At 45.4% G+C, this 23055-nt stretch carries 18 protein-coding genes; 8 read left to right on the forward strand and 10 right to left on the reverse strand.

Features of this window, described 5'->3' with window-relative positions; translation table 11 throughout:
- Positions 1–278 precede the first annotated feature (278 nt).
- The 4 genes from ruvB to aspS form a co-directional block, all read right to left on the reverse strand.
- Positions 279–1283 (reverse strand): Holliday junction branch migration DNA helicase RuvB, encoded by a 1005-nt coding sequence (ruvB, locus tag AND4_RS09375; protein ID WP_009842726.1) that lies wholly within the window; start codon positions 1281–1283, stop codon positions 279–281.
- Positions 1284–1304: 21 nt separating this feature from the next.
- The gene (gene ruvA, locus AND4_RS09380; protein ID WP_009842727.1) at positions 1305–1919 is read right to left on the reverse strand and encodes a Holliday junction branch migration protein RuvA; all 615 of its coding nucleotides are present in this window, start codon (positions 1917–1919) and stop codon (positions 1305–1307) included.
- 146 nt (positions 1920–2065) lie between these two features.
- Positions 2066–2587, reverse strand: a complete 522-nt coding sequence (gene ruvC, locus AND4_RS09385; protein ID WP_009842728.1) for a crossover junction endodeoxyribonuclease RuvC — start codon at positions 2585–2587, stop codon at positions 2066–2068.
- 100 nt (positions 2588–2687) lie between these two features.
- Positions 2688–4466: an aspartate--tRNA ligase gene (gene aspS / locus AND4_RS09390; protein ID WP_009842729.1), complete on the reverse strand. Its 1779-nt coding sequence runs from the start codon at positions 4464–4466 to the stop codon at positions 2688–2690.
- Between the two features lie 272 nt (positions 4467–4738).
- Here aspS and AND4_RS09395 point away from each other — a divergent pair, with 272 nt between their 5' ends.
- The 6 genes from AND4_RS09395 to AND4_RS09420 all read left to right on the forward strand — a co-directional run bounded on the left by AND4_RS09395 (position 4739) and on the right by AND4_RS09420 (position 10938).
- Positions 4739–5605, forward strand: a complete 867-nt coding sequence (locus AND4_RS09395; protein ID WP_009842730.1) for a DUF72 domain-containing protein — start codon at positions 4739–4741, stop codon at positions 5603–5605.
- Positions 5606–5709: 104 nt separating this feature from the next.
- Complete coding sequence (gene cmoA / locus AND4_RS09400) at positions 5710–6447, forward strand: carboxy-S-adenosyl-L-methionine synthase CmoA (protein ID WP_009842731.1); 738 nt, start codon at positions 5710–5712, stop codon at positions 6445–6447.
- A gap of 63 nt (positions 6448–6510) precedes the next feature.
- Positions 6511–7482, forward strand: coding sequence for a tRNA 5-methoxyuridine(34)/uridine 5-oxyacetic acid(34) synthase CmoB (gene cmoB, locus AND4_RS09405; RefSeq protein ID WP_009842732.1), 972 nt, complete (start codon positions 6511–6513; stop codon positions 7480–7482).
- Positions 7483–7702: 220 nt separating this feature from the next.
- On the forward strand, positions 7703–8449 hold the full coding sequence (locus AND4_RS09410; protein ID WP_009842733.1) for an ATP-dependent zinc protease: 747 nt from the start codon (positions 7703–7705) through the stop codon (positions 8447–8449).
- Positions 8450–8460: 11 nt separating this feature from the next.
- A complete protein-coding gene (locus AND4_RS09415; RefSeq protein WP_009842734.1) occupies positions 8461–9966 on the forward strand; it encodes an inactive transglutaminase family protein in 1506 nt (501 codons plus the stop codon).
- Between the two features lie 3 nt (positions 9967–9969).
- A complete protein-coding gene (locus AND4_RS09420; protein WP_009842735.1) occupies positions 9970–10938 on the forward strand; it encodes an alpha-L-glutamate ligase-like protein in 969 nt (322 codons plus the stop codon).
- A gap of 149 nt (positions 10939–11087) precedes the next feature.
- Here the strand turns inward: AND4_RS09420 and AND4_RS09425 are convergent, their stop codons facing one another.
- The 5 genes from AND4_RS09425 to cmoM all read right to left on the reverse strand — a co-directional run bounded on the left by AND4_RS09425 (position 11088) and on the right by cmoM (position 20038).
- On the reverse strand, positions 11088–12374 hold the full coding sequence (locus tag AND4_RS09425; RefSeq protein ID WP_009842737.1) for a sphingomyelin phosphodiesterase: 1287 nt from the start codon (positions 12372–12374) through the stop codon (positions 11088–11090).
- A 360-nt stretch (positions 12375–12734) separates the two neighbouring features.
- On the reverse strand, positions 12735–17198 hold the full coding sequence (gene mukB / locus AND4_RS09435; protein ID WP_043991595.1) for a chromosome partition protein MukB: 4464 nt from the start codon (positions 17196–17198) through the stop codon (positions 12735–12737).
- A 2-nt stretch (positions 17199–17200) separates the two neighbouring features.
- On the reverse strand, positions 17201–17926 hold the full coding sequence (gene mukE / locus AND4_RS09440; RefSeq protein WP_009842740.1) for a chromosome partition protein MukE: 726 nt from the start codon (positions 17924–17926) through the stop codon (positions 17201–17203).
- Positions 17907–19244 (reverse strand): chromosome partition protein MukF, encoded by a 1338-nt coding sequence (gene mukF, locus AND4_RS09445; protein ID WP_009842741.1) that lies wholly within the window; start codon positions 19242–19244, stop codon positions 17907–17909. Before mukF ends, mukE begins: the two co-directional genes overlap by 20 nt.
- A gap of 2 nt (positions 19245–19246) precedes the next feature.
- Positions 19247–20038 (reverse strand): tRNA uridine 5-oxyacetic acid(34) methyltransferase CmoM, encoded by a 792-nt coding sequence (cmoM, locus tag AND4_RS09450; protein ID WP_009842742.1) that lies wholly within the window; start codon positions 20036–20038, stop codon positions 19247–19249.
- A gap of 114 nt (positions 20039–20152) precedes the next feature.
- Between cmoM and elyC the strand changes: the two genes are divergently transcribed.
- The gene (gene elyC / locus AND4_RS09455) at positions 20153–20959 is read left to right on the forward strand and encodes an envelope biogenesis factor ElyC (protein WP_009842743.1); all 807 of its coding nucleotides are present in this window, start codon (positions 20153–20155) and stop codon (positions 20957–20959) included.
- Between the two features lie 172 nt (positions 20960–21131).
- On the opposite strand, the gene torR is transcribed toward elyC, so the two are convergent.
- A complete protein-coding gene (torR, locus tag AND4_RS09460) occupies positions 21132–21845 on the reverse strand; it encodes a two-component system response regulator TorR (protein WP_009842744.1) in 714 nt (237 codons plus the stop codon).
- Between the two features lie 233 nt (positions 21846–22078).
- Here torR and torD point away from each other — a divergent pair, with 233 nt between their 5' ends.
- On the forward strand, positions 22079–22726 hold the full coding sequence (gene torD / locus AND4_RS09465) for a molecular chaperone TorD (protein ID WP_009842745.1): 648 nt from the start codon (positions 22079–22081) through the stop codon (positions 22724–22726).
- Positions 22727–23055: the final 329 nt, after the last annotated feature.

Here is a 23055-nt window from a genome sequence, read left to right on the forward strand (position 1 = left end):
ATTGTTTCAAAAGGTTTATAGTGAGGAAACGTTTTGATGTATATCAATCTTTCCTTTTTGAATTTGGACAAAAATCCACCAAATTGATCCAGATCAAAAAAGTCAGATTGGTATGTTAATGAAGGGTAATCAGGAGAGGTATCTATCACCAAGGCAACTACACAGAGTTAACAATAGATAGATTTTTATTATCAAATGAGAATAAAAATAGAGTCAATAAATGAGATATAAGTCAAAAATACGTCAACACCGAGCACCATGCACTCAGTGTTGAAATCTTACTTTTCAATTCCGAAATGCAAATAAGCACGATCAGTGGCAATTCTGCCCCGCGGAGTGCGTTGCAAATAGCCTTGTTGGATCAAATATGGTTCAAGAACGTCTTCTATGGTGTCTTTTTCTTCACCAATGGCTGCCGCCATGTTATCTAAGCCTACTGGACCACCGCCAAATTTCTCCATGATCGCCAACAGCAGCTTACGGTCCATATAATCAAAACCTTTGGCATCCACATCAAGCATATTCAGCGCTTTGTCTGCGGTATCGGCACAAATATGACCATTCCCTTTCACTTCAGCATAGTCACGAACGCGGCGAAGCAGCCGATTGGCTATACGCGGCGTACCACGAGCACGACGAGCAACTTCTAGCGCACCTTCCGGCTCCATTGATAAGCCCAAGCAATCAGCGCTGCGCTGAACAATATCTTTTAGGTCCTGTACTTTGTAATATTCAAGACGCTGTGTGATTCCGAAACGATCACGAAGAGGTGACGTCAAAGAACCTGCACGTGTCGTTGCACCTATCAGAGTAAAAGGCGGCAAATCAATCTTGATTGAGCGCGCTGCAGGGCCTTCACCAATCATGATGTCTAATTGGTAGTCCTCCATAGCTGGATATAACACCTCTTCAACCATTGGGCTTAATCGGTGGATCTCATCAATGAACAAAACATCGTTTTCTTCTAAGTTAGTCAGCAGAGCGGCTAAGTCCCCTGCTTTCTCTAACACAGGTCCCGAAGTGGTTCGAATGTTCACTTCCATCTCATTGGCGACGATATTCGCAAGCGTGGTTTTACCCAAACCCGGAGGACCAAAAATTAAAAGGTGGTCGAGCGCTTCATTTCGCTGTTGAGCGGCTTTGATGAAAATTTCCATCTGATCACGCACATGATCCTGACCTTGGTAATCCGCCAGTTTCTTAGGACGAATCGCACGGTCGATGACATCTTCATCACGAAACGAAGGATTCTCTGGCGCGATTAAACGATCGGCTTCAATCATATTGTTCCCTTGAACTTTCCATTACACCATTGATTTTAGTGCTTCACGGATCAGTTGCTCACTGGTCATATCCGGTTTAGCGATCTGAGACACGACTTTCGATGCCTGAGTTGGCTTGTAGCCTAAAGCAAGAAGCGCACTTATCGCCTCTTCTTCTGCGTTGTTGGACGCTGCAGAACCGGAGTCTGCTGGTGCCGCATCCGTAAACGGAGTAAATAGGTCGCCGGCGCTCCACCCTTTCAAGCGATCTTTCATTTCTACGACCAGTCGTTCAGCCGTTTTCTTTCCAACACCTGGTAGCTTCACAAGCGTTGATATGTCCTCACGCTCCACGCAAGAAACAAATTGGCTGGCTGTCATGCCAGAAAGAATCCCCAAGCCTAACTTAGGACCGACACCATTCGCTTTAATGACTTCGCGGAAGAGCGCGCGCTCTTTTACTGTATTGAAACCATAAAGCAATTGTGCGTCTTCACGAACAACAAAATGAGTATAAATAATGGCTTCTTCGCCTACATTTGGCAGTTCGTAGAAACAGCTCATAGGCATCTGAACTTCATAACCTATGCCATTAACTTCAATTAAAACTTCAGGTGGTTGTTTTTCAAGCAGCGTGCCGCGAAGACGTCCAATCACTATAGATACTCTTTGGAAATGAATTTGCGACAGGATAATAAAGAACTGGATAGACATCCAGTCCTTTATGCGGATGGGTGAGACTTTGCAGGCAACTTAATCATCAAACCTGGCTGATATTTCACATTTTTAATATGAGAACACACTTAACGATAGCGGCCTTTTCTTGCACTGGTCGCTTTACCTGCAAGCGCCACTAGCGTCTTATTCGTGTTAGCGTGACAAATGGCTACGCCCAACGCATCAGCTGCATCGGCTTGAGGTTTCGCTGGCAACTTAAGCATGTGCTGAACCATATGCTGAACCTGTACTTTGTCAGCGCCGCCTGTGCCAGTTACCGCTTGTTTAATGAGTCGAGCAGCGTATTCATACACCGGAAGATCGGCATTCACGGCAGCAACAATTGCACTACCACGTGCCTGTCCAAGCTTGAGTGCTGAGTCAGCATTCTTTGCCATAAACACCTGCTCAATGGCAAAAACATCAGGCTGGAACTGGGTGATGATTTCCGTAACACCAGCATATATTTGCTTGAGTCGACCTGGCAACTCTTTTTCAGAAGTACGGATACAACCGCTGCCCAGATATTGAAGATGACGACCTTGTTGGCGAATCACGCCATAGCCAGTGATACGAGAGCCTGGGTCAATGCCCAAAATAATCGACATGAAGAGTCCTAATTAATCACTCACTAAATTTATAACAATATATGCCATTAAAACAAAAACTCCCGCAAGTGCGGGAGTATTTTCTTTAATTGCGGGGCGCTTATTCTGCGTCTTTTTCTTTCGCAACGGTTACTGCAATCGCTAGCTCCTCTAGAGCCGCTGGGTTTGCAAGGCTTGGAGCGTCTGTTAGTAGACAAGCCGCCGCCGTGGTTTTAGGGAACGCGATAACATCACGGATGTTTTCTGTACCACATAGCAGCATAACTAGACGGTCTAGACCAAATGCTAGTCCAGCGTGTGGAGGCGTACCGAATTTTAGCGCGTCCAGCAGGAAGCCGAATTTCAGTTGTTGCTCTTCTGCATTAATACCTAGGATATCGAATACTGCAGCTTGCATTTCTGCGTTGTGAATACGTACAGAACCACCGCCTACCTCGTAGCCGTTTAGAACCATGTCGTATGCGTTTGAGTTCGCCGCTGCTGGGTTCGCTTTTAGCTCTTCCGCAGACACACCTAGAGGCGATGTGAATGGGTGGTGCATAGCGTGCAGGTTGCCTTCGTCGTCTTCTTCGAACATTGGGAAGTCAACAACCCATAGAGGAGCCCATGTGCCTTCTTTAGTTAGACCTAGGTCTTTACCAAGTTTAAGACGAAGTGCGCCTAGTGCTTCTGCAACGATGTTAGCTTTGTCTGCGCCAAATAGGATGATGTCGCCAGATTCCGCTTGAGTGCGATCTAGGATGCCGTTGATCACGTCTTCGTTTAGGAATTTAGCTACTGGAGATTGGATGCCTTCCATGCCTGCTGCACGGTCGTTAACCTTCATCCATGCTAGACCTTTCGCACCGTAGATACCTACGAATTCTGCGTAGCCGTCGATTTGCTTACGAGTAAGCTCAGCACCACCTGGTACGCGGATAACGGCAACGCGACCTTTCTCGTCGTTTGCTGGACCAGAGAATACTTTGAACTCAACGTCTTTCACTAGGTCAGCAACGTCTACGAGTTCTAGTGGGTTACGTAGGTCTGGCTTATCAGAACCGAAACGACGAATCGCTTCGCTGAACGGCATTACTGGGAATTCACCTAGGTCAACGTTCAGTAGCTCTTGCCACATTTCACGAACCATTTTCTCAGTCGTTGCACGAACTTGGTCAGCCGTCATGAATGACGTTTCGATATCGATCTGAGTGAATTCTGGTTGACGGTCAGCACGCAAGTCTTCGTCACGGAAACACTTAACGATTTGGTAGTAACGGTCAAAACCAGACATCATTAGCAGCTGTTTGAATAGCTGTGGAGACTGAGGAAGCGCGTAGAAGCTGCCTTTGTGAACACGGCTAGGTACTAGGTAGTCACGAGCACCCTCTGGTGTCGCTTTGGTTAGTACTGGTGTTTCTATATCTAGGAAACCGTTGTCATCTAGGAAACGACGAACAAAGCTAGACGCTTTAGCACGTAGCTTGATGCGGTCGCTCATTTCTGGGCGACGTAGATCTAGGTAACGGTACTTCAAACGTTGCTCTTCAGAGTTCTTTTGGTTGAAGTCGAGAGGCAGAACGTCAGAACGGTTGATGATTTCAAGACCTTTCGCCAGGATCTCAACTTCACCTGTTGCCATGTCCTTGTTTGCTTGACTTTCTGGACGAACGCGGACTTCACCAGTTAGTTTGATACAGAATTCATTACGAAGTGTGTTAGCCACTTCATACGCATCTGCCATATCTGGATCAACTACTACCTGAACGATACCTTCGCGATCTCGCATATCGATGAAAATAAGACCGCCTAAATCACGACGACGGTTAACCCAGCCGCAAAGTTCTACAGTTTGTCCTGCAAGGGACTTGTTCAGGTGACCACAGTAATGGGTACGCATAATGAAATTCCCAATCTCTAAAATATTGTTAACTACCCTCTGTCAGCCTTATTACTGAGCAGAGTAAAGATCCATTTATACGCTGAAAGCCTATGAAAATCGACTACTCAACATACAATTAAGTGTGTTTTATCATTCATTGGTGTTTTTTAGTACAACAAATGTTCAAAAGCGCACCAAAGCGAAAAAATTGCTTGAGATTATAGCGTGAAATTACCTATTTCAGCAAAACTCTCGTAAAGTGGGCGCAGGAAAAAACGTAAAGCAAAGATATGGAAAATTTACCTCTTCGACTTGGATTGACCATGTGGTCACACAACCAGTGGCAACAAAGCTTTTATGGCAGTGGTACCAGACCCGCTGAGCGGCTAGAGAAGTATGCTCAGGTGTTCCACACCGTAGAGGGCAACACCACCTTTTATGCCACACCAACGCTCAACACGGTTCAAAACTGGAAAGCCGCGACTCACGACGATTTCAAATTCACCTTTAAGTTGCCAAAAGCCATCACTCACGAACAGATGCTCCGAGGTTGCGACGAACAGTTACGCGACTTTATGAAGGTTATGGAACCGCTTCACCATCGTGTCGGTCAATGGACAATCCAGCTCCCTGCCGCTTTTGGTCCTGAGCATCTTGAGCGCCTGAAGAAGTTCTGTGCCAGCTTTCCGCCGAACTTCCCGCTTGGAGTGGAAGTTCGCCATATGGCGTTTTTCTCCAAAGGTGAAGAAGAGCGTGCGCTGAACCAGTGGCTGTTAGAGAGCGGCATTGACCGCATTATCATGGACAGTCGCCCTGTATTCGCTGCGCAGCCTACGACTGAAGCGGTAATCGATGCCCACCAGAAAAAGCCTCGCGTCCCAGTGCATGCCATCGCAACTGCTAAGCACCCGGTGATTCGTTTTATCGGTCATCCAGATATGGACGACAACCTGCGCTTTTTTGAACCTTGGTTGAAAAAGTTACCGGTATGGATTGAACAAGATATCCAGCCGTACTTGATGATCCACACACCGGATAACGTCTTAGCCCCAGAACTTGCTGAAAAACTTTATAAACAGCTGCAACTTAAGCTTCCACTACCAAATTTGTCTGTATTTCCGGCCAACGATGGCAACTCGCAAATACAAATGTTTTAGCCAAGCTTATAATTAAGAAAATGACAGAGGCGCGAATTTCCCATAAAATACGCGCCTTTTTTGATGCCTGATCTTTCAGGCGGTTTATATGCAGAGATTTGATTATGAACCCTAAGACCAATCCAGATACCATTTTTTCGGCGCCAATCGATAAAATTGGGGATTTCACGTTCGATGAACGCGTAGCGGAAGTTTTCCCTGACATGATTCAACGATCAGTGCCGGGTTACAGTAATATCATTTCTGCAATTGGTATGTTGGCAGAGCGGTTTGTTAAGCCTCACTCAAACATTTACGACCTAGGGTGTTCTTTGGGTGCCGCAACGCTGTCTATGCGTCGTCATATCAAACAAGAAGGTTGTCAAATCATTGCAGTGGACAACTCCCCCGCGATGGTCGATCGCTGCAAGCTTCACATCAACGCATACCGCAGCGATACCCCAGTTGATGTAGTAAAAGCAGACATTCGTCATATCGAGATCGAAAACGCATCCGTTGTGGTGTTGAACTTCACGCTACAATTCCTTTCTCCAGACGATCGCTATGCGCTACTAGAGAAGATCTACGCGGGCCTGCGTCCGGGCGGTATTTTGATTTTGTCTGAGAAGTTCGTGTTTGCAGATGAAGCCTCCAACGCACTATTGATTGACCTTCATCACGACTTTAAGCGTGCCAATGGCTACAGCGAGCTAGAGATCAGTCAAAAACGCAGCGCCATTGAAAACGTGATGCGCCCTGATTCTAAGAAAGATCATAAAAAGCGTTTTGAAGAAATTGGGTTCTCAAGCTTCGATGTTTGGTTCCAGTGCTTTAACTTTGGTTCGATGTTTGCGATCAAATAGCGAAAAAGTCTTAACGATTCGCATTTAGTCTCAATTTTTTAATTTACTAATCAGTGAAAAACTATGTTTAATTTTGCTAATTTTTATCAGTTAATCGCGCAAGACACTCGTCTTCAGCCGTGGCTAAACGTATTACCTCAACAATTAACAGATTGGCAAAATGCTGAGCACGGTGACTTTGGTCGCTGGCTGAAAGCGCTGAACAAGATCCCACAAGGTGCACCAAACCAAGTGGACATCAAAAACTCAGTGACCATCAGCAACGATACGCCTTTTCATGAAGGTGAGCTGAAAAAGCTAGAAAGCCTGCTACGTACATTCCACCCTTGGCGTAAAGGTCCATACACAGTGCACGGTATTCATATTGATACCGAATGGCGCAGTGACTGGAAATGGGATCGTGTTCTTCCACACATCTCGCCACTGAAAAACCGCAGCGTATTAGATGTGGGTTGTGGAAACGGCTACCACATGTGGCGCATGCTGGGCGAAGGTGCACGCCTAACGGTTGGTATCGATCCTTCTCACCTGTTCCTAATTCAGTTCGAAGCAATCCGCAAGTTAATGGGCGATGACCAACGTGCTCACCTTCTTCCACTAGGGATTGAACAGCTGCCCAAGTTAGAAGCGTTCGACACCGTATTCAGCATGGGCGTGCTTTACCACCGTCGCTCTCCACTGGATCACTTAGTGCAACTAAAAGACCAGTTGGTATCAGGTGGTGAACTTGTCCTAGAGACGCTAGTAATCGAAGGCGATGAGAATGCAGTGTTGGTACCGACTTCTCGCTACGCACAAATGCGTAATGTGTACTTCTTCCCTTCCGCAAAAGCACTAAAAGTGTGGCTAGAACTGGTTGGTTTTAACGATGTGCGCATCGTAGATGAAAACGTAACGACTGTTGGTGAGCAGCGCACAACCAGTTGGATGACCCATAATTCCCTGCCGGACTACCTAGATCCAAACGATCCAAGCAAAACGGTGGAAGGCTATCCTGCCCCTCGCCGAGCAGTGCTTGTTGCGATCAAGCCATAATTAACTGAGATTTCTGACATTGTCTTAACTCACTCCCCCAGTTTAGACATTAACCTCTTTCAAATCTAATTAAGGATGCGTATCGTATCCTTAATTTTTTGGCTTTTCGTCACTCGTTCTCATTCTGCAAGAGACTATCTCAGATTCTTGCTTGTGAGCGATTGTCGATAACGCTAAACTCCTAAAAAACAAACAACTTATTCCAATCCCAAGGTTATCAATGTTTATACGATTGACTCCGGTTGTTGCCATCGCCTTACTGTCTGGATGTACTTTAACCAAAGGCGAACAGTACCACCAAGAAACGTTAGCTGCTATTCAAGCTTCCGAAACAAATTTCAATACTCGCGTTACTAATTTAGAGCTTCAACTCAGTAAGCAGTCGAATCACATCGAAAATCTGGAAGGGCAAGTGGATAAGTTGAGTGATGAACTTAGTACCTTCCGCAAAGAGGCGATGACTCAAGTCGGCAAATTAAAAGAACCTATCATTGTTCAAGCGCCTGCTCCTGTTCTTGCTACTCCTACCCATGACATTGTTCTTGGTTCAATTGAGCGAGTGACCATCGATTCTATCAAACAGACATTTGACGCTCGCGTGGATACGGGCGCAGCGACTTCTTCGATGAATGCTATCGATATCGAAAAGTTCGAAAGAAATGGCAAAAACTGGGTACGCTTTCACCTCGCTGACAATACCAAGTCAGAGGAAGAAAAAGATATTTGGATTGAAGCGCCAATCATTCGCTACGTGAAAATCCGCCAAGCAACCAATGAAGAACCGGAGCGTAGAGCGGTTGTTGAACTTTGGATACGCGTTGGAAAAATTCATGAAAAAGCGCAGTTTACGTTGGCAGATCGCTCTCAAATGAACCATCCTGTGTTACTGGGAAGAGAATTTATGCGTGACATCGCACTAGTAGATGTCAGCCATAAATACATTCAAACGGAAGAAGAGAAGAAATAATAAGGTAGATTATGACGTCCAGAATACCCTTTTATCTGTCAATCATTTTTTTGGTTGTAGCGGGCATCGCTTTGAGTGTTTTCAGACATCAGAATTATGGTGTCCCTTGGACTCCAGGCGAAACTCGTCAAGTATGGGATGTTGAAGCCCGAGTAGAATTTAATGCAAACGGCGGCGAAATAAAAGCTTCCCTCGCCGCTCCTCATACACAAAAAGGTTTTACCTTAATCCGAGAGTCAGCGTCGTCTCCAGGGTACGGTGTTTCTTACTTAAACTCTGATTCAGGTCGCCGAGCTGAATGGTCAATCCGTCAAGCAACTGGCGCACAGACCATTTACTACAAAGCGCAGTTCTTGGTTGACCCTCAAGCGAAAGTGGATGAACTGCCTCCAACAGGCGAAATCATCAAGCCAACCCTTTCCGCACCACAACAAGCGGCAGCGAACGCGTTGATCGAGCGTGCAATGAGCCGCTCTGCAGACAATGAAACTTTCGCTCGTGAGCTGATCAAAACACTCAACGACCCAGACAGCCAAAATGCGGCACTGATTTTAAACGATTTTGACCGCACCGATGCACTGCACAAAATACTGCTCACCGCGGGTGTGCAAAGCAAAACGGTGGGTGTCATCGAACTAGAAGATGGTCGTCGTCGTCAAACCATTCAACCTATGGTCCAAGTTTGGTCTGGTGACAATTGGGTTCTGTTCTCACCAAACTCAGAGCAAGCCGCAGCACAACCTAACCTTCTTGTTTGGGATGAATCAAACGTTTCTCTGCTTGACCTTGTGGGCGGTAAGAACAGCCAAGTTCACTTCTCGATGATTAAACAAGAGTTGACACCAAAAGAAGCGACCAACAATAAAGTGGAAGCTGATGGTTTATTGAATCTATCAATCCACAGTTTGCCACTTGAAGAGCAAGCGATGTTTAAAACCATTATGCTGGTGCCAATTGGTGCGCTGATTGTTGTATTCCTTCGCGTCATCATCGGTCTTAAAACATCCGGTACCTTTATGCCTGTTCTGATTGCAGTTGCCTTCGTTCAAACGCAACTAATCACTGGTATTGTTGGTTTCCTATTGATTGTGGGCACGGGTCTGATAATACGAAGTTACTTATCAAGGCTGAACTTACTTCTGGTCGCGAGGATATCCGCCGTTATCATCACGGTCATTCTGATCATCTCCGTATTCACCGTGGTGGCATTCAAGATTGGTCTAACTGAAGGCCTAACCATTACTTTCTTCCCGATGATCATTTTGTCATGGACAATCGAACGTATGTCGATTCTATGGGAAGAAGAAGGCGCAAAAGAAGTCGCGCTTCAAGGTGGTGGCTCACTGCTGACGGCTGTGCTGGTTTACTTGGCGATGACCAACCCGTACATCCAACACCTGACGTTTAACTTTATTGGCCTTCAGCTCATTGTACTGGCAGGAATTCTACTACTCGGTACATACACAGGCTACCGTCTAACTGAGCTGCGTCGCTTTAAACCACTAGCGGAGGACTAAACGATGTTTGAACGTTTTACCTCGCCAGCGAAACTCCGCCATAAAGGTATTATGGGGATGAACAAGCGCAACCACAGCTACATTGGTCGCTATAATGATCGTTCCAAATACCCTTTAGTGGATGACAAGCTAAAAACCAAAATCATCGCTGAAGCAGCAGGTGCAACTGTGCCTGCTCTCATTGGCGTGATTGCCAGCCAAGCCGAAGTGAAAAAGATCCACAAGATGGTTGAAAACTGGCCTGGTTTTGTCATCAAGCCAGCACAAGGCAGTGGTGGTAAAGGTATCTTAGTTATCACTTCACACAAAGATGGCGTATATACAAAACCATCAGGGGCAACCTGCAACAAAGCAGAAGTTGAGCGTCATATCAGTAACGCACTCGCGGGCCTTTTCTCCCTCGGTGGTAAAAATGATGTTGCTGTGGTGGAAAACTTAATTAAGTTTGATGACTGCTTCGATGGCTTTAGTTACGAAGGAGTGCCAGACGTACGTATCATCGTATTCAAAGGCTACCCTGTTATGGCGATGATGCGTTGTTCTACGGCAGCATCCGATGGAAAGGCGAACCTCCACCAAGGCGCCGTTGGTGTTGGTATCGACATTGCCACAGGTCAAGCCATTCGCGCAGTACAGTTCGATCAGCCAGTGACGCATCACCCAGATACTGGGAAAGACTTGTCGACACTGAAAGTGCCCCATTGGGAGCGTTTGTTAGAACTGGCTTCCAGTGCCTGGGAAATGACGGGCCTTGGCTACATGGGAACTGACATGGTGCTGGACAGAGAAGAAGGCCCAATGGTGCTCGAGTTGAATGCTCGTCCTGGCCTGGCAATCCAAATTGCCAATGGTGCTGGTCTACTGCCTCGTTTAAAGCATATTGAAAACCTAGGTGTACCGGCAGAGTATCCCAAGCCAAAAGAACGTGTTGCTTACGCCGCCAAGCAATTTGGTGTAAAGCCTCAGTTCTAATCTTCTCGCTAGCAGCCATCATTTTGGCTGCTAGCTTGCTTTTCCTAATGACTTGGTTAAGTTTGATAGCAAACGAGCCATTTGACGCAGTAAGTCGCCTTTCATTCCCTTTCTCATGGTATCGCCACTGTTAAAATGGCCTCAGAGCATCAACGAATGTAAAAAGTACTACTGACCGCGTGGTGATCAGAGAGATCCCATCCCCCCCACATAGCAGCATCAAAATTACGTAATACTTCAATTTTTGCTGTGCTTGATGCTATTGCGCCGTTATCAACATAAAGTAGGTAATCTAACCGCTCACGTTCAGCAGCATCGCCACCAGCTAAGTTTATATTTACCAACGGGTCGTAACTGTACTTCAAAGGCCCGGTTAATTCCGGCTCTAATAAATTCAAAGAGTCCAGCAACATGGAAAAGTCCAGTGGAAACTTATACTTCGCAATGTTGAAATCCCCACCTAAAATGATTGGCTCGCCATCAGGTATGCTCAACTGCTCTAGAAAAGCTTTTATTTCATATATCTGTAATATTCTAACATCCCTATGACTTCTTGAGTTCCAAGAGCCTAAGTGGAGATTAAGTAGGTGAAAATTGTGATCATCTTTCAAGATTTTTGTATAAAGAACACCTTTATCAGCAGCGCAGTCAGTACCGATACAGTTATTGAAGACATACTGCGATTGAGTAATTATAGGAAACTTACTAAATGTAACCACACCACCATCGTAGGTATTACTGCCACCACCATCCAACTTGTCACTTATATAATCAAAGTGTTCATTCATAGTAAAATATATATCTTCTTCGTTTTTTCGACGAAAAACTTCTTGCATAAATACAATATCATGATCTTTCACTTCTTCCGCAATCCTGGTTGCTCTTATATCCATATTAGATCCAACATGTGGTAGCATCCATACGTTATACGTCAGGACTTTGAGGCTATCCCTCTCGGTAGGCTTTACTGCCTTTTTCTTATCGACGACGAAAGTAACGTTATCATACCCTCCGGTATAACTAGCCTTATAATAATATTGATACTCACCTTTCACGTCTGAATAAACATTTCGATCAGATTTAAACCCACTTGCATGAGTGGTTTCAGGGTCAGCGAGAGTAAATGACATATTTGAACCAAATACATTTCCATCTAGCTTCAACGCGAGTGTGAGGTGCTCATACCCTAAGAAAAAGAAGAAATAGTAGCTCTTACCTGCTTCTATGTTGCTGTACCGACTTACATTTGCAACGCGATAATATTGATATGGATTTACAACCTCAACATCATTTGCATTTATTATATTTGAATCGCCAGAAGAAAAAACTCTTATCTCCTCATCTGTATTATTTAATACGTATATATCACTTCCTGCTTCGGCAAAACTTATAATAAAAAGATTAATTATATTAACAATGATTATTTTCCTAGCCATAAGTTTATACTCACATTAATTTTAAGTTAGTAGATGTTTTCTATTTATTTGTCTTTCCTTAATATTATGGTATCAGCCACCCTTTTTATAAATAATAAGAGTTTCAGTATATACCCAAGTGACTTCAAGATGCAGGGTTCAGGACATAGTCATTGATTCCCTATTTACCGAAAGTAACCAAGGCAAGGAAAATAAAAATGGAATAACGACTCTTGCTAACTTATTCGACGAGGCAATGGCTGGCTCTTGGAAAAGTATGTTTAACGGGTACGACCTGAATGGCGTAAGGCTGAGTCAGGTTAGGCAGCAATACATACAAAAACGCCCGCAATGATGCGGGCGTCGTATTAAATTCGGAGTTTAGGATTCAAACTCTTCGATCATCTCTTGCGCTTCAGTCTTAAGCTTATCGTTTTGACCAAAACCACGAAGGCCAACCACGTGTACATGCTCATGATCTTTAAACACCTTACGCACCAGTTTGTAGGTCGTCCCTTTCTCTGGGCTGATGTTTTCCGGCGCTGCGATAAGAAGCTGCATATCCAAACGGTCACAAAGTTCAAACAATGTTGCGATCGATTTAGTATCCAGACGGGCGGCTTCATCTAAGAAGAGTAAACGACAAGGCACAATGTCTTTGCTACGCAATCGACGAGACTCTTCTTCCCAACTCTGAACTACCATCAACAGAATGGATTGACCTGTACCGATCGCTTCCCCTGTCGACAACGCGCCAGATTCAGCTTGTAGCCAACCATCTGTACCACGGTTAACTTCCACGCTTAGCTCTAGGTAGTTGCGGTAATCCAATAGCTCTTCGCCCAGAACCTGCGGAGAACGTTGTCCCATGTCGATATGTGGGTTCACGCGCTGGAACAGCTTCGCCATTGCTTCAGAGAAGGTAAAACGAGTCGACTCAAACAGGTCTCTATGCTGCTCTTGCTGCGTTGCTAGACCGTTCAATAGCACCTCGTGGCTTTCGCGGATCTTCACATTTAGGCGAACACCCTTGACCTGACCAAATGAGATGTTCGACAGGCCTTGGTTAAGCATACGAATACGGTTTTGCTCACGCTGAATCGTCTTTTTGATGATACTAGCGACTGAATCAGAACTGATCGCTAAGCGGTTTTCACGTTGCGTCAATTCTTCTGTTAGACGCGCCAGTTCCACTTCCATCTCTTCGATGGCTTCCACTGGATCATCCGTGCGGATGATATCCTGACGAATACGCTCACGAAGGTGTTGATAAACCGCAATGTAAAACAGAACTTTACGCTCTGGGCGTGCGTTGTCTTCAGATAGACGCAGCGCATCACGCAGATCATCATTATTTGCAACCGCCAAACGCAGCGCACCCAAAGATTTATCCGACATTGAACGCAGCTCATCTGCCGACAAGTAGGCCAGTTCACGTTTGTGCAAGCGACGTTCAACATCGTTCTCACGCGCTAAGCGAAGTACCGAGCACCAACCCGCTTTCGCAGCAACAACAAAAGTTCGTAGCTCAACGTATTCTTTCTGAACTTTCTTCAGACGTTTCGCTAAACCTTTCATCTCGAGTTCGGTCGAAGTGATCGTTCGCTCATATCCGCTCTTACGACCACGAGAAGTGTGCAGACGCTCATGCAATTCGTCACGACGACGCATTGCACGCTCTTCCGCACCTTCGTCAGCGTTAACGCCAAACTCTTGCAATTCTTGTTTGAATTCTTGAACCGTTTCCAGTTTTGCTTGGTGTGAACTTTTCAACGACGCCAATACTTGGTTGTATTGATTCATTTGGCCTTGCGACTGTTTTAACTCTTCACGAGAGCGTGAACGCATTTGCTCAGCTTGAACCAGTTTCGCTTTTAGCTGCTCGCTCAGTTCGCTGCTCTTATTCAGCAAATCAACTGAATCTGAATAAGTAAAGTAGTGACGACGTTCAACCAAATCCGCCAACGCAAAGATTTGCTTCTTAAGATCTTGCAGCTGTTGATCCGCCGCTTTGTATTCTGCCTCTAGCGCATCGAATTGCTCTGGGTCAGCGTCTAAAGCAACCGCGACTTTTTCCAGTTCCGCCACCGCTTTGGCGTGGTTGTTTAGAAACACTTTTGCTTCTGAAAGCTGAGCGATTTTCTCTTCCAACTCATCAAAGCGCGCTTGCAATGACTCATCTTCAACCAGCGTCATGTTGGGTGCGAGCTTATCTAGAGAGGTCAAAGCTTGCTTGCTGATTTGAAGCTGAGAACGTTGCTGCTGCTCTTTTGCGTCTAGATCAGCCAGTACGCGAGCGATTAGGTTACGCTTATCGCGAATGGTTGCTAGCGCTTGCTCTGGGTCCGCTTCGAATGCCACTTGAATGTGGCTTGCTACAAACTGGTTGAAGGCTTGGTATAGGCGCTGCATTTTTTGTGAGTCGAATGCCGCTTTGGCATGATTCTCAATCACCTCTTCACGTTCGTTACGCAACAGTTCTAAACGCTGCTCACGTGCCGCGCGACCAAATAATGGGATCTCAGGCAAACGAGAATAACGCAGTTGGCGTGCATTCATACGCACGCAAACCGCACCTTCTAACTCTTCCGTATCAAATGAACTGTCATCAAAGGCATCAATGTCACCTTCAATGATGTACAAATCTTCAGGACAGTCGTCTAATTCAACCAATTTCTCTTCGATATCAGACAGGTCAGAAACGACAATTGCATGACGGGCTGGACCGTACATGGCACTGAAATATGGCGCGTCATCAATCGTGATGTCATCGTAGATTTCAGACAGCAATACACCGCCTAGCGTATCTGCTAAACCTTTTAGACGAGGGTCGTTTGAACCACCAGGAGATGCTAAAAGTTCAATTTCACCATCTAACTGAGCGCGACGCTCTGCCAGTTTCTCTTTGGCCAGAGAAAGGGTTTTCTCTTGCTCAAGCACGACTTGCATCTGGCTCATGACCGACTGGCTATCAGCAAGATCAGCTTCACTTTGTTCGCGCAGTTTTTCTAGCGCATCGTTCGCCGCAATCCACGTCGGCGCAATGGCTTCTAGCTTGCTGATTTCCGCTGCGGCATCTTGCTCTACACGACGCTGTTCGCTACGTTGTTCACGCACATCTTCTTGCGTCACTTCTAGTGATTCAATTTGCATCGCATGACGTTCACGTTCTTGTTCAAACGTGATTTCATCAGTCAATTCAACATGGAACTGCTTCTGGTATTCAGATGCGAGTTCGCGTGCTTGACGTTGCTGGTTCAGGCTACGCTCAAGGTCACGGTGCTGTGCGCGCCATTGTTGTTCATTTTGTGCTACTTGCTGAGATTCACGCGCTTTTGCAATAACGATTTTCGCATGCTCAGCTGCGTCTTTACGCTCAACTTGACCAACGATGCTCTGTACCAGTTTCAGTGCGGTTTCAAACTGCTCTGCCGCAGCAGAAGACATGTCCAACTTGTGTTTGACTGACAGTAGCGCGTTGGTGTTTTGTGATTCTTTGTTCTTAAGCTCAGAGACAAGCGCTTGCGCGGATTCTGCCGTTAGGCTGTCATCGCCCAGTAGTTGTTTCGCTTTTTCCAGCGCTTGAACCGCCTGCTGGTATTGAAGTGCGCGAGTTTGCTGAACGTCGAGTGCTTGTTGGTAGTCCGCCAGTTGCGTCTTAAGGCTATCCACCTCTTCTTCTGCAACGTTTGCTTGCTCTTCCACCATCACCACACGTTCTTGCGCTTCTTCCACCACCATCATTTGTTCTTCAAGACGCTCACTCAGCTCTTCAAGATCTTCTTGGTAGCGCTCGATCTTCTCTTGCTGACGCAGTGCGTTTTGCACCAGTTGTAAGTGATCCGATGCTGCTTGGTAATCTTGCTCTAATGCCGCTTCCGACTCGACTAACTGTTCGAGTTCTTCTTGGACACGGTTAAGCAAGTTGTTTTGCTCAACTAAGGTTTCACGAGAGCCGAATAGCTCTGAACGCAACGACAGTGTCTTATCCAGCTTATTGCGACGATCGTTCGCGTGACGCATGTAGTCTGCTGCCACGTAGTTAGTCGATTCTGTGATCAAGTGCTTGAACAAGTCACGATCTGCCTGCGTGGTTTTGATCGCTTCTAGCGTCATGCGGTTTTCACGCAGCGCCGATTCCATATCTTGGAACGCTTTCTTCACGCCGCCGTTTTGTGGCAGAAGGTAGTCACGGAGTGAGCGTGTGATCGCGCTTGAAATACCACCGTAAAGCGATGCTTCAATTAAACGGTAGAACTTAGAGCGATCACCAGAGTTACGCAGCTTCTTCGGAATCACACCAAATTCGAACATCTGCGAGTGGTAATCCACAATAGAGGAGAAGGCTTTAAATTGAACACCTTCAAATTCCGCGATCGATTCTTTTACTTCATTGATTTGACGTACACGAGCTTGCGTCTCCGACACGCTTTCTACCAAAATGTCCGTTGGTTTCACATGGCTTGGAAGGCCTTGGATAACAAACGGTTTGATGTCTACTTTCTTATCACGACCCGCGACTTGCTGCAGTTTAACCGCAAACAGTAGGCGTTGGTTACGTGAGTTTACTACGTCTAATGCTGCGTAACACGCACCCGGTTGCAGCTTACCGTACAAACCTTTGTCGCGAGACGATTGGCTACTACCCGCTTCTGTCGTATTACGGAAATGCAGTAGGGTTTGGTCAGGGATCAGAGCGGTGATAAATGCCGCCATTGTGGTTGATTTACCTGCACCGTTACCACCTGACAACGTAGTTACCAGACCATCAATGTCAAACGTACGGGCAAAGAAGCCGTTCCAGTTTACCATGGTCAGCGATTGATATTTACCGCGTTCAATCATGCTCATGCTTCACCCTCTTGCATCATTTCTTCTTGGGCTTGGTCGTCTTGATCTTCTTCAGACAGCAAGCTGCCTTGGCTTGGCTCTTTAGTGTGTACGACCGCCTCACCATCACGGATAAGACGTAACTGCGCTTCACGCATATCGTCACCAACACGCACATCGGCACCAAAACGGAATACCGCTTCACTGATGCTAAATTTGCCCGTTTCACCAACATTGATGATCATACCAAGGCGACGCAGTCGACGAAGTGACGTACGTACTTTCTCAAACAGCTTTTCTTTATCAAGGTCAGAACCGGTTGCACGGTTAGTGACTAGCTTCATCAGCTTGTTTTCATCAGCCAGAGCAAGCAACTCATCGTAAAGCTCTTGATTAGTGAAGATACCTTCATGCGCCAAACGCTCTGGGCTAAGGTAAAGGAAACACAACACCTTACCCACCAGCATATCCAATTCAGAAAGCACACTACGACCAATCAACGAGGTTGAACGAGGGCGGAGGTAAAAAAAGCCTTCTGGTGCTTTCACCAATTCGGTATTGTAGCGCTGGTAAAAACAAGAAAGTTCAAGCTCGAAATCCGACAACAAAGCGTGGTTGTCCAGATCTTCACTTGAGACATGGCGCCCTGCTCGAAGCATGCTATCAAGCGCAGGGAACAGAGGGTTAGAAATTGCTTTTGCCAGATTCTCTGACATGTATTCATTAGTATCGGTCGATGACATTCGCTTGTACCTTTGCCCCAAATTCGTTGATTGCTTTCCAGTCTGGCTGAACGGCTTGATAGTCGGATTCTGAGTAACCCAGACGTACCGCCTGATCAACGACAATGCGAGCTAAATCAAAGTGATGAGTGTGAGGGTGCTGTGCAAGGTAATCTCGCAGAACCACGCTCAAGTCGATTGGTGCGCCTTGGTCTTTATGCGCTTTCAGCATGTCACCAATTCGCTCTGCCAACTCATCATTGACTTGTTGAAACTCTTCGTATTCCACTTCCATCGGAACTTGACCTGTTACCTCGTCATCACGCAGTACTAGGGCTTCATCACGAAGGTCAGAAAGCCTTTCCGCATCTGCATAAGTCAGATACCAAGGCAAATCAAAGTAGTCTTTAACGGACTGACGCAGACGCGAGCTAAACGCACGATTCTTATCCATATCGATGGCGGTACGGATGAACTTATGCACGTGTCGGTCGTAGCCAATCCAAAGGTCGATCGTTTGCTGGCCCCAGCTGGTGATTCGGTCCAGCTTCATTTGGAGGCCAAATAACGCCTCCTCAATAAACTCAAGCTCAGGGTCACCATAGACTATCTCTTGAATATCTAGGATCTGAGTTTGCAGTTCATCACTGGCGGCTTGCAGCGTATCCTGGAGTTCACGCAACGTGCTCGATGTTTCTGACAGCAGCGCTTCACAATTATTGATCGCTTCTCGCCAATCTTTGTTAAGCAAGTCAGCAATCTGTTGTTTTACAGATTGTTGCTGCTCATCCATCACGCGCTGGTTGAGGTCAATTTGATCGAAAATTTCGCCTACAGAATATTTCAAAACTCCATAAACGTTCTTCTTCCAGTGGCCGGGAGTGCCACCTTTTTGTGCTGCTTCAATCGCTTTCGACATTTCATCCGCTACCATTGATAGCTGAATAGAGAGACGCAGTTTCGAGAACTCACGATGACGCACGTAGTAGTCGGTTATTCCTATCGCTAATGGCGATAGGCGGTAAATGCTCGCACCGTCGGTAATTTCACTGACAAAACGGCTAACTAGCCGCTGTTTCACCATTTCATTAATGGCATTGTTGGCACGGAAAGCAGAAGCTTCACCTGTCTCATCAAAAAGTCGAGTGACGATGGCAAATGCGTCATGCAATTCACCTTCACCCAATTCTTCATCAAACCTTTCGTTACTTAATACCGCGATAGCAATCAAAAATGCAAGTCGCTCAGTGGTCAGGTTCAACGAGAAATCGTGCTGCTTTACCCAGCCAACCAACTCATCGATTGGTTGCTCGGCAGCATTGAGAGTCATCTCACTCATCGTTATTCCTGTTTATCGTTCTTCTTAGCCCACACATGAATATAGCGGCCTAATGAGAGGTATGGCTCTTGTCGACACAATTGTTTTTCTAGCGCCAATACATCTTCAAACTCGTAATCGCCCATGTATTCCATATTACCTATGTAATCACTAAATGAGCGAATACCAGACTTTCCACAAATACTAAAACCAGAATCTTCTATCCATTGATAAACCTCTTCGGGTTTTAGGCCTTTTTGTGGCTGTAGTTTAAATCTTTTTCGGTGAGGCATGCCGTCCAAAACATGAGGAATGTTGCCACAAACCACATTTTTATAGACTAAGCCGTGGTGGTTGTAGAACATAACCGAAGCAATGCCCCCCGGTTTGACCTGTTCCAAAACAGTGTCGAGGGCGGCTTTTGGATCAACCAACCACTCCATCACAGCATGGAACATAACAAGATCCACCTGCTCTTCCATAAAATCGCCTATGGATTGGACAGGTGAATGAATTAGGCGATACTGCTCAAGCAAACCATTTTTTTCAATATCCAGTTTTGCTAGTTGCAACATTTCCGAAGATAGATCACATAAAGCGACGTGATGTCCGAGCTCAGCAAGCTTTTGCGACATTTGTGCTAAGCCGCCACCTGCATCAAGGACTTGTAGTGCTTGATGGTCGGCATCTAATTCACTTAGAATCTGTAGAAAATCTTCCCACACAATGATTTGCCGGATCTCCCCTTTATCGGAGCCGTAAATATTTTTTGCAAATTTGTGGGCGATATCGTCGAAATTGCGGTCTTCTGTCACTTCTGCTGAGTTATCATAACGGATTATGCCGCTATTCTGTCACAAGGAAAGCAGGAATAAAGAGGGTTATCCTCATTTTTGTTATCAATTGATGTTTTTTCGGACTATTTATGTATGTTTGAGCTGAAAAAAGTAATGTCAGCCTTGTTAATGCCACTTCCGGCATTGCTTATCATAGGCTTGTTAGGTCTTATTCTTATAAGTTTTACCACAAAACGTAAAACTGGCTGCTTTGTTGTTTTGTTCTCTTTTGTCGGCATTTTTCTTGTTGCCTTCCAGCCTGTTTCAACCAAACTGTTAATGCCTCTTGAGCGTGAATACAAAGCGTTTCTGCCCGTATCCGGCAGTATTGACTATGTGATGGTGCTTGGTAATGGCCACGTGGTGGATAATGAGATCCCTCCCACGTCACAGCTCAGTCGCACAGCGCTAATGCGATTAACCGAAGGCATCCGTATTTTGCGCATGTACCCAGGCGCAAAACTTATTCTGTCTGGCTATGCTGGTGGTTCTGAAATCAGCCATGCCCGCATGATGGCGAACGTTGCACTTTCCCTTGGTGTGGCCAAATCCGATATCATCTTGTTGGAAGATGCCGAAGACACTTGGGAAGAAGCCCGCCAAGCTGCAGCCTTTGTTAAACAGAAAGATATCGTATTGGTGACTTCCGCCAGTCATATGAAACGTGCCTTGTATGAGTTCCACGCAGCAGGCATTAAACCGATCCCAGCACCAACGAACTTTATGGCGATTGATGAGATCGAGCAATCATGGCAAAAATACGCACCGAAAGCGCGCTACTTAGAACAAACCGAACTTTATTGGTATGAATTCCTTGGTGGATTGTGGCAAAAACTGCGTGACAATGTCGGTCAAACTCCAATGGTTGAAGTGGAAGACCCGGAAATAGCGAAGCCCTAAATACAGCGCACGAACGCAAGTAAGCTCCGGTTTCTATATAAAATCTCAAATAAAAAGGAGAGCTAATGCTCTCCTTTTTATTTCCCTGACCTTTTTCTAGCCACTCGCTGGCTTACCTATGTTGCCAGCCAGAGTATCGTTAACATTGGGCCTTTGATTACTGGCGAACATATTAGTCACCAGCGAACATGTAGCCTTCACCATGAACCGTCACAAAGATTTGAGGATTCTTTGGATCAAACTCCATCTTAGCGCGCATACGTCGAATCAGTACATCGATAGTACGATCATTTGGCGCATCCACTCGATGGCTGATCATATTCAAAATACGTTCACGACTTAATACCTGGTTCGGGTACGAGGACAATGCAACGAGCAGTTCATACTCTGCTTTTGTGAGTTTTACCGGCTCACCATTGCGGCTCAAAGCGCGACGCTGAATATCAAAGGTCCACTCACCGAAACGTACAATGTATTCATCATTAGCGTCACTGGCTACTTTTTGAGAACCGTTACGAGCCGCAGAAATGCGCCACAGCAAGTTCTTGACTCGAACCAGTAACTCCCTAAGTTCAAAGGGCTTAGTGACATAATCGTCCGCGCCCATTTCTAGACCAACGATTTTGTCAATGCTATCCGTGCGTCCTGTCACTAATATGATGCCGATATCTGATTGGCTGCGTAATTCACGCGTAAGCATTAAACCATCTTCGCCAGACAAATTAATATCCAGCATGATCAAATCTACATCGCCCCCCTGAAGCACTTCACGCATTTCTGCACCGCTTTCTGCTTCACTGACTTTGTAGCCTTCGTTTTGGAAATAGCCCGCAAGCTTACTACGAGTAACAACATCATCTTCTACGACTAATACGTGATAGCTCATTTACACCACTTTCTGTCTTTTTTATTATCCAAAACTTATTCTATTCATAATTCGTCACATTTCTAGTCGTAGAGCCATTAAAAAGAAAGATTTTGTGATTTTATTGATTCTAAGCAAACTTGTTTAGAGTCATTCATAACCACGAATATTTTTCCATAAATCATCAACAATTATAGTTACTGCTATTCATCTTAATTGTTTACACTTAGGGAAAATTGTTCAGGAGCAAAAAAATGCAAGAAGTGAAAGCTTTTAACGAAAAACGCGCCGAAATCTATTGGTGGTTTTCTAGTCTGTTCGCAAAAGAGCTGACAGAAAATGATTTGGAAACTTACCACAGTGTGAAAATTCGAAGCTTTTTGACTGGTCTCGGTGAAAACGAATCACTCAAACCTTGTGTCGATTCCCTTGTTGATGCACTCAATCGCCTGCAAGATCGAGAAGACGCACAGCTAGAATTAGCGGCAGACTTCTGCGAACTTTTCCTTAAGACAGAAAAGCACGGCGCACTGCCCTATGCCTCAATGTACATTGGTAAATCTGGCCTGCTAAATGATAAGCCAGCAGAAGAGATGGAAAAGCTGATGGCGGATTTTGGTTTTCAGGTAGACGAGAACCTTAAAGAGCCAGCAGACCATCTGGCGGTGGAATTAGACTTTTTGGGCAACATGATCATTCGCTCGAATGAATTAGAACAAGAAAAGCACATGGAGGAGGCATTCGAGAAGCAAAACGAATTCATCCAACAACACCTTATGACATGGCTGCCTCAGTTTGCTGCCAAATGTAAGCAACTTGATGAGTTTGGTTTCTATATTAGCGTTACACAGTTATTAATTGCTTTTTGCAAACTGGACAGCACCTACCTTCTTGGTGAATAATTGCCGCCTCACTTAGGGAGCCTGCTATTTAGGCTCCCTATTATATTCGTTTATTTTTAATCTGGCTCAGAGAAACGCAACAAATTTCGCCGTTAAAATGTGACCTCAAAGGCGCAAAACAATCGCTGAAAATATTGCCAGTCTGCACACATCAGTCTAAAATGTGAGCGCAAACGATTAAATATGATTTATATGTAAACCGCTGAAATATAGGCGGTTTTTGTGTTTATTAACATACTTACTGATCAATTCCTTACTCATGTAAAAAGGAATAGGCGTTTCAGTAACAAATGTTGCTACAAACCTTTTATACCGATTCAGACTAGCCG

The sequence above is a fragment of the Vibrio sp. AND4 genome (assembly GCF_000171815.1).
Classification (GTDB): domain Bacteria; phylum Pseudomonadota; class Gammaproteobacteria; order Enterobacterales; family Vibrionaceae; genus Vibrio.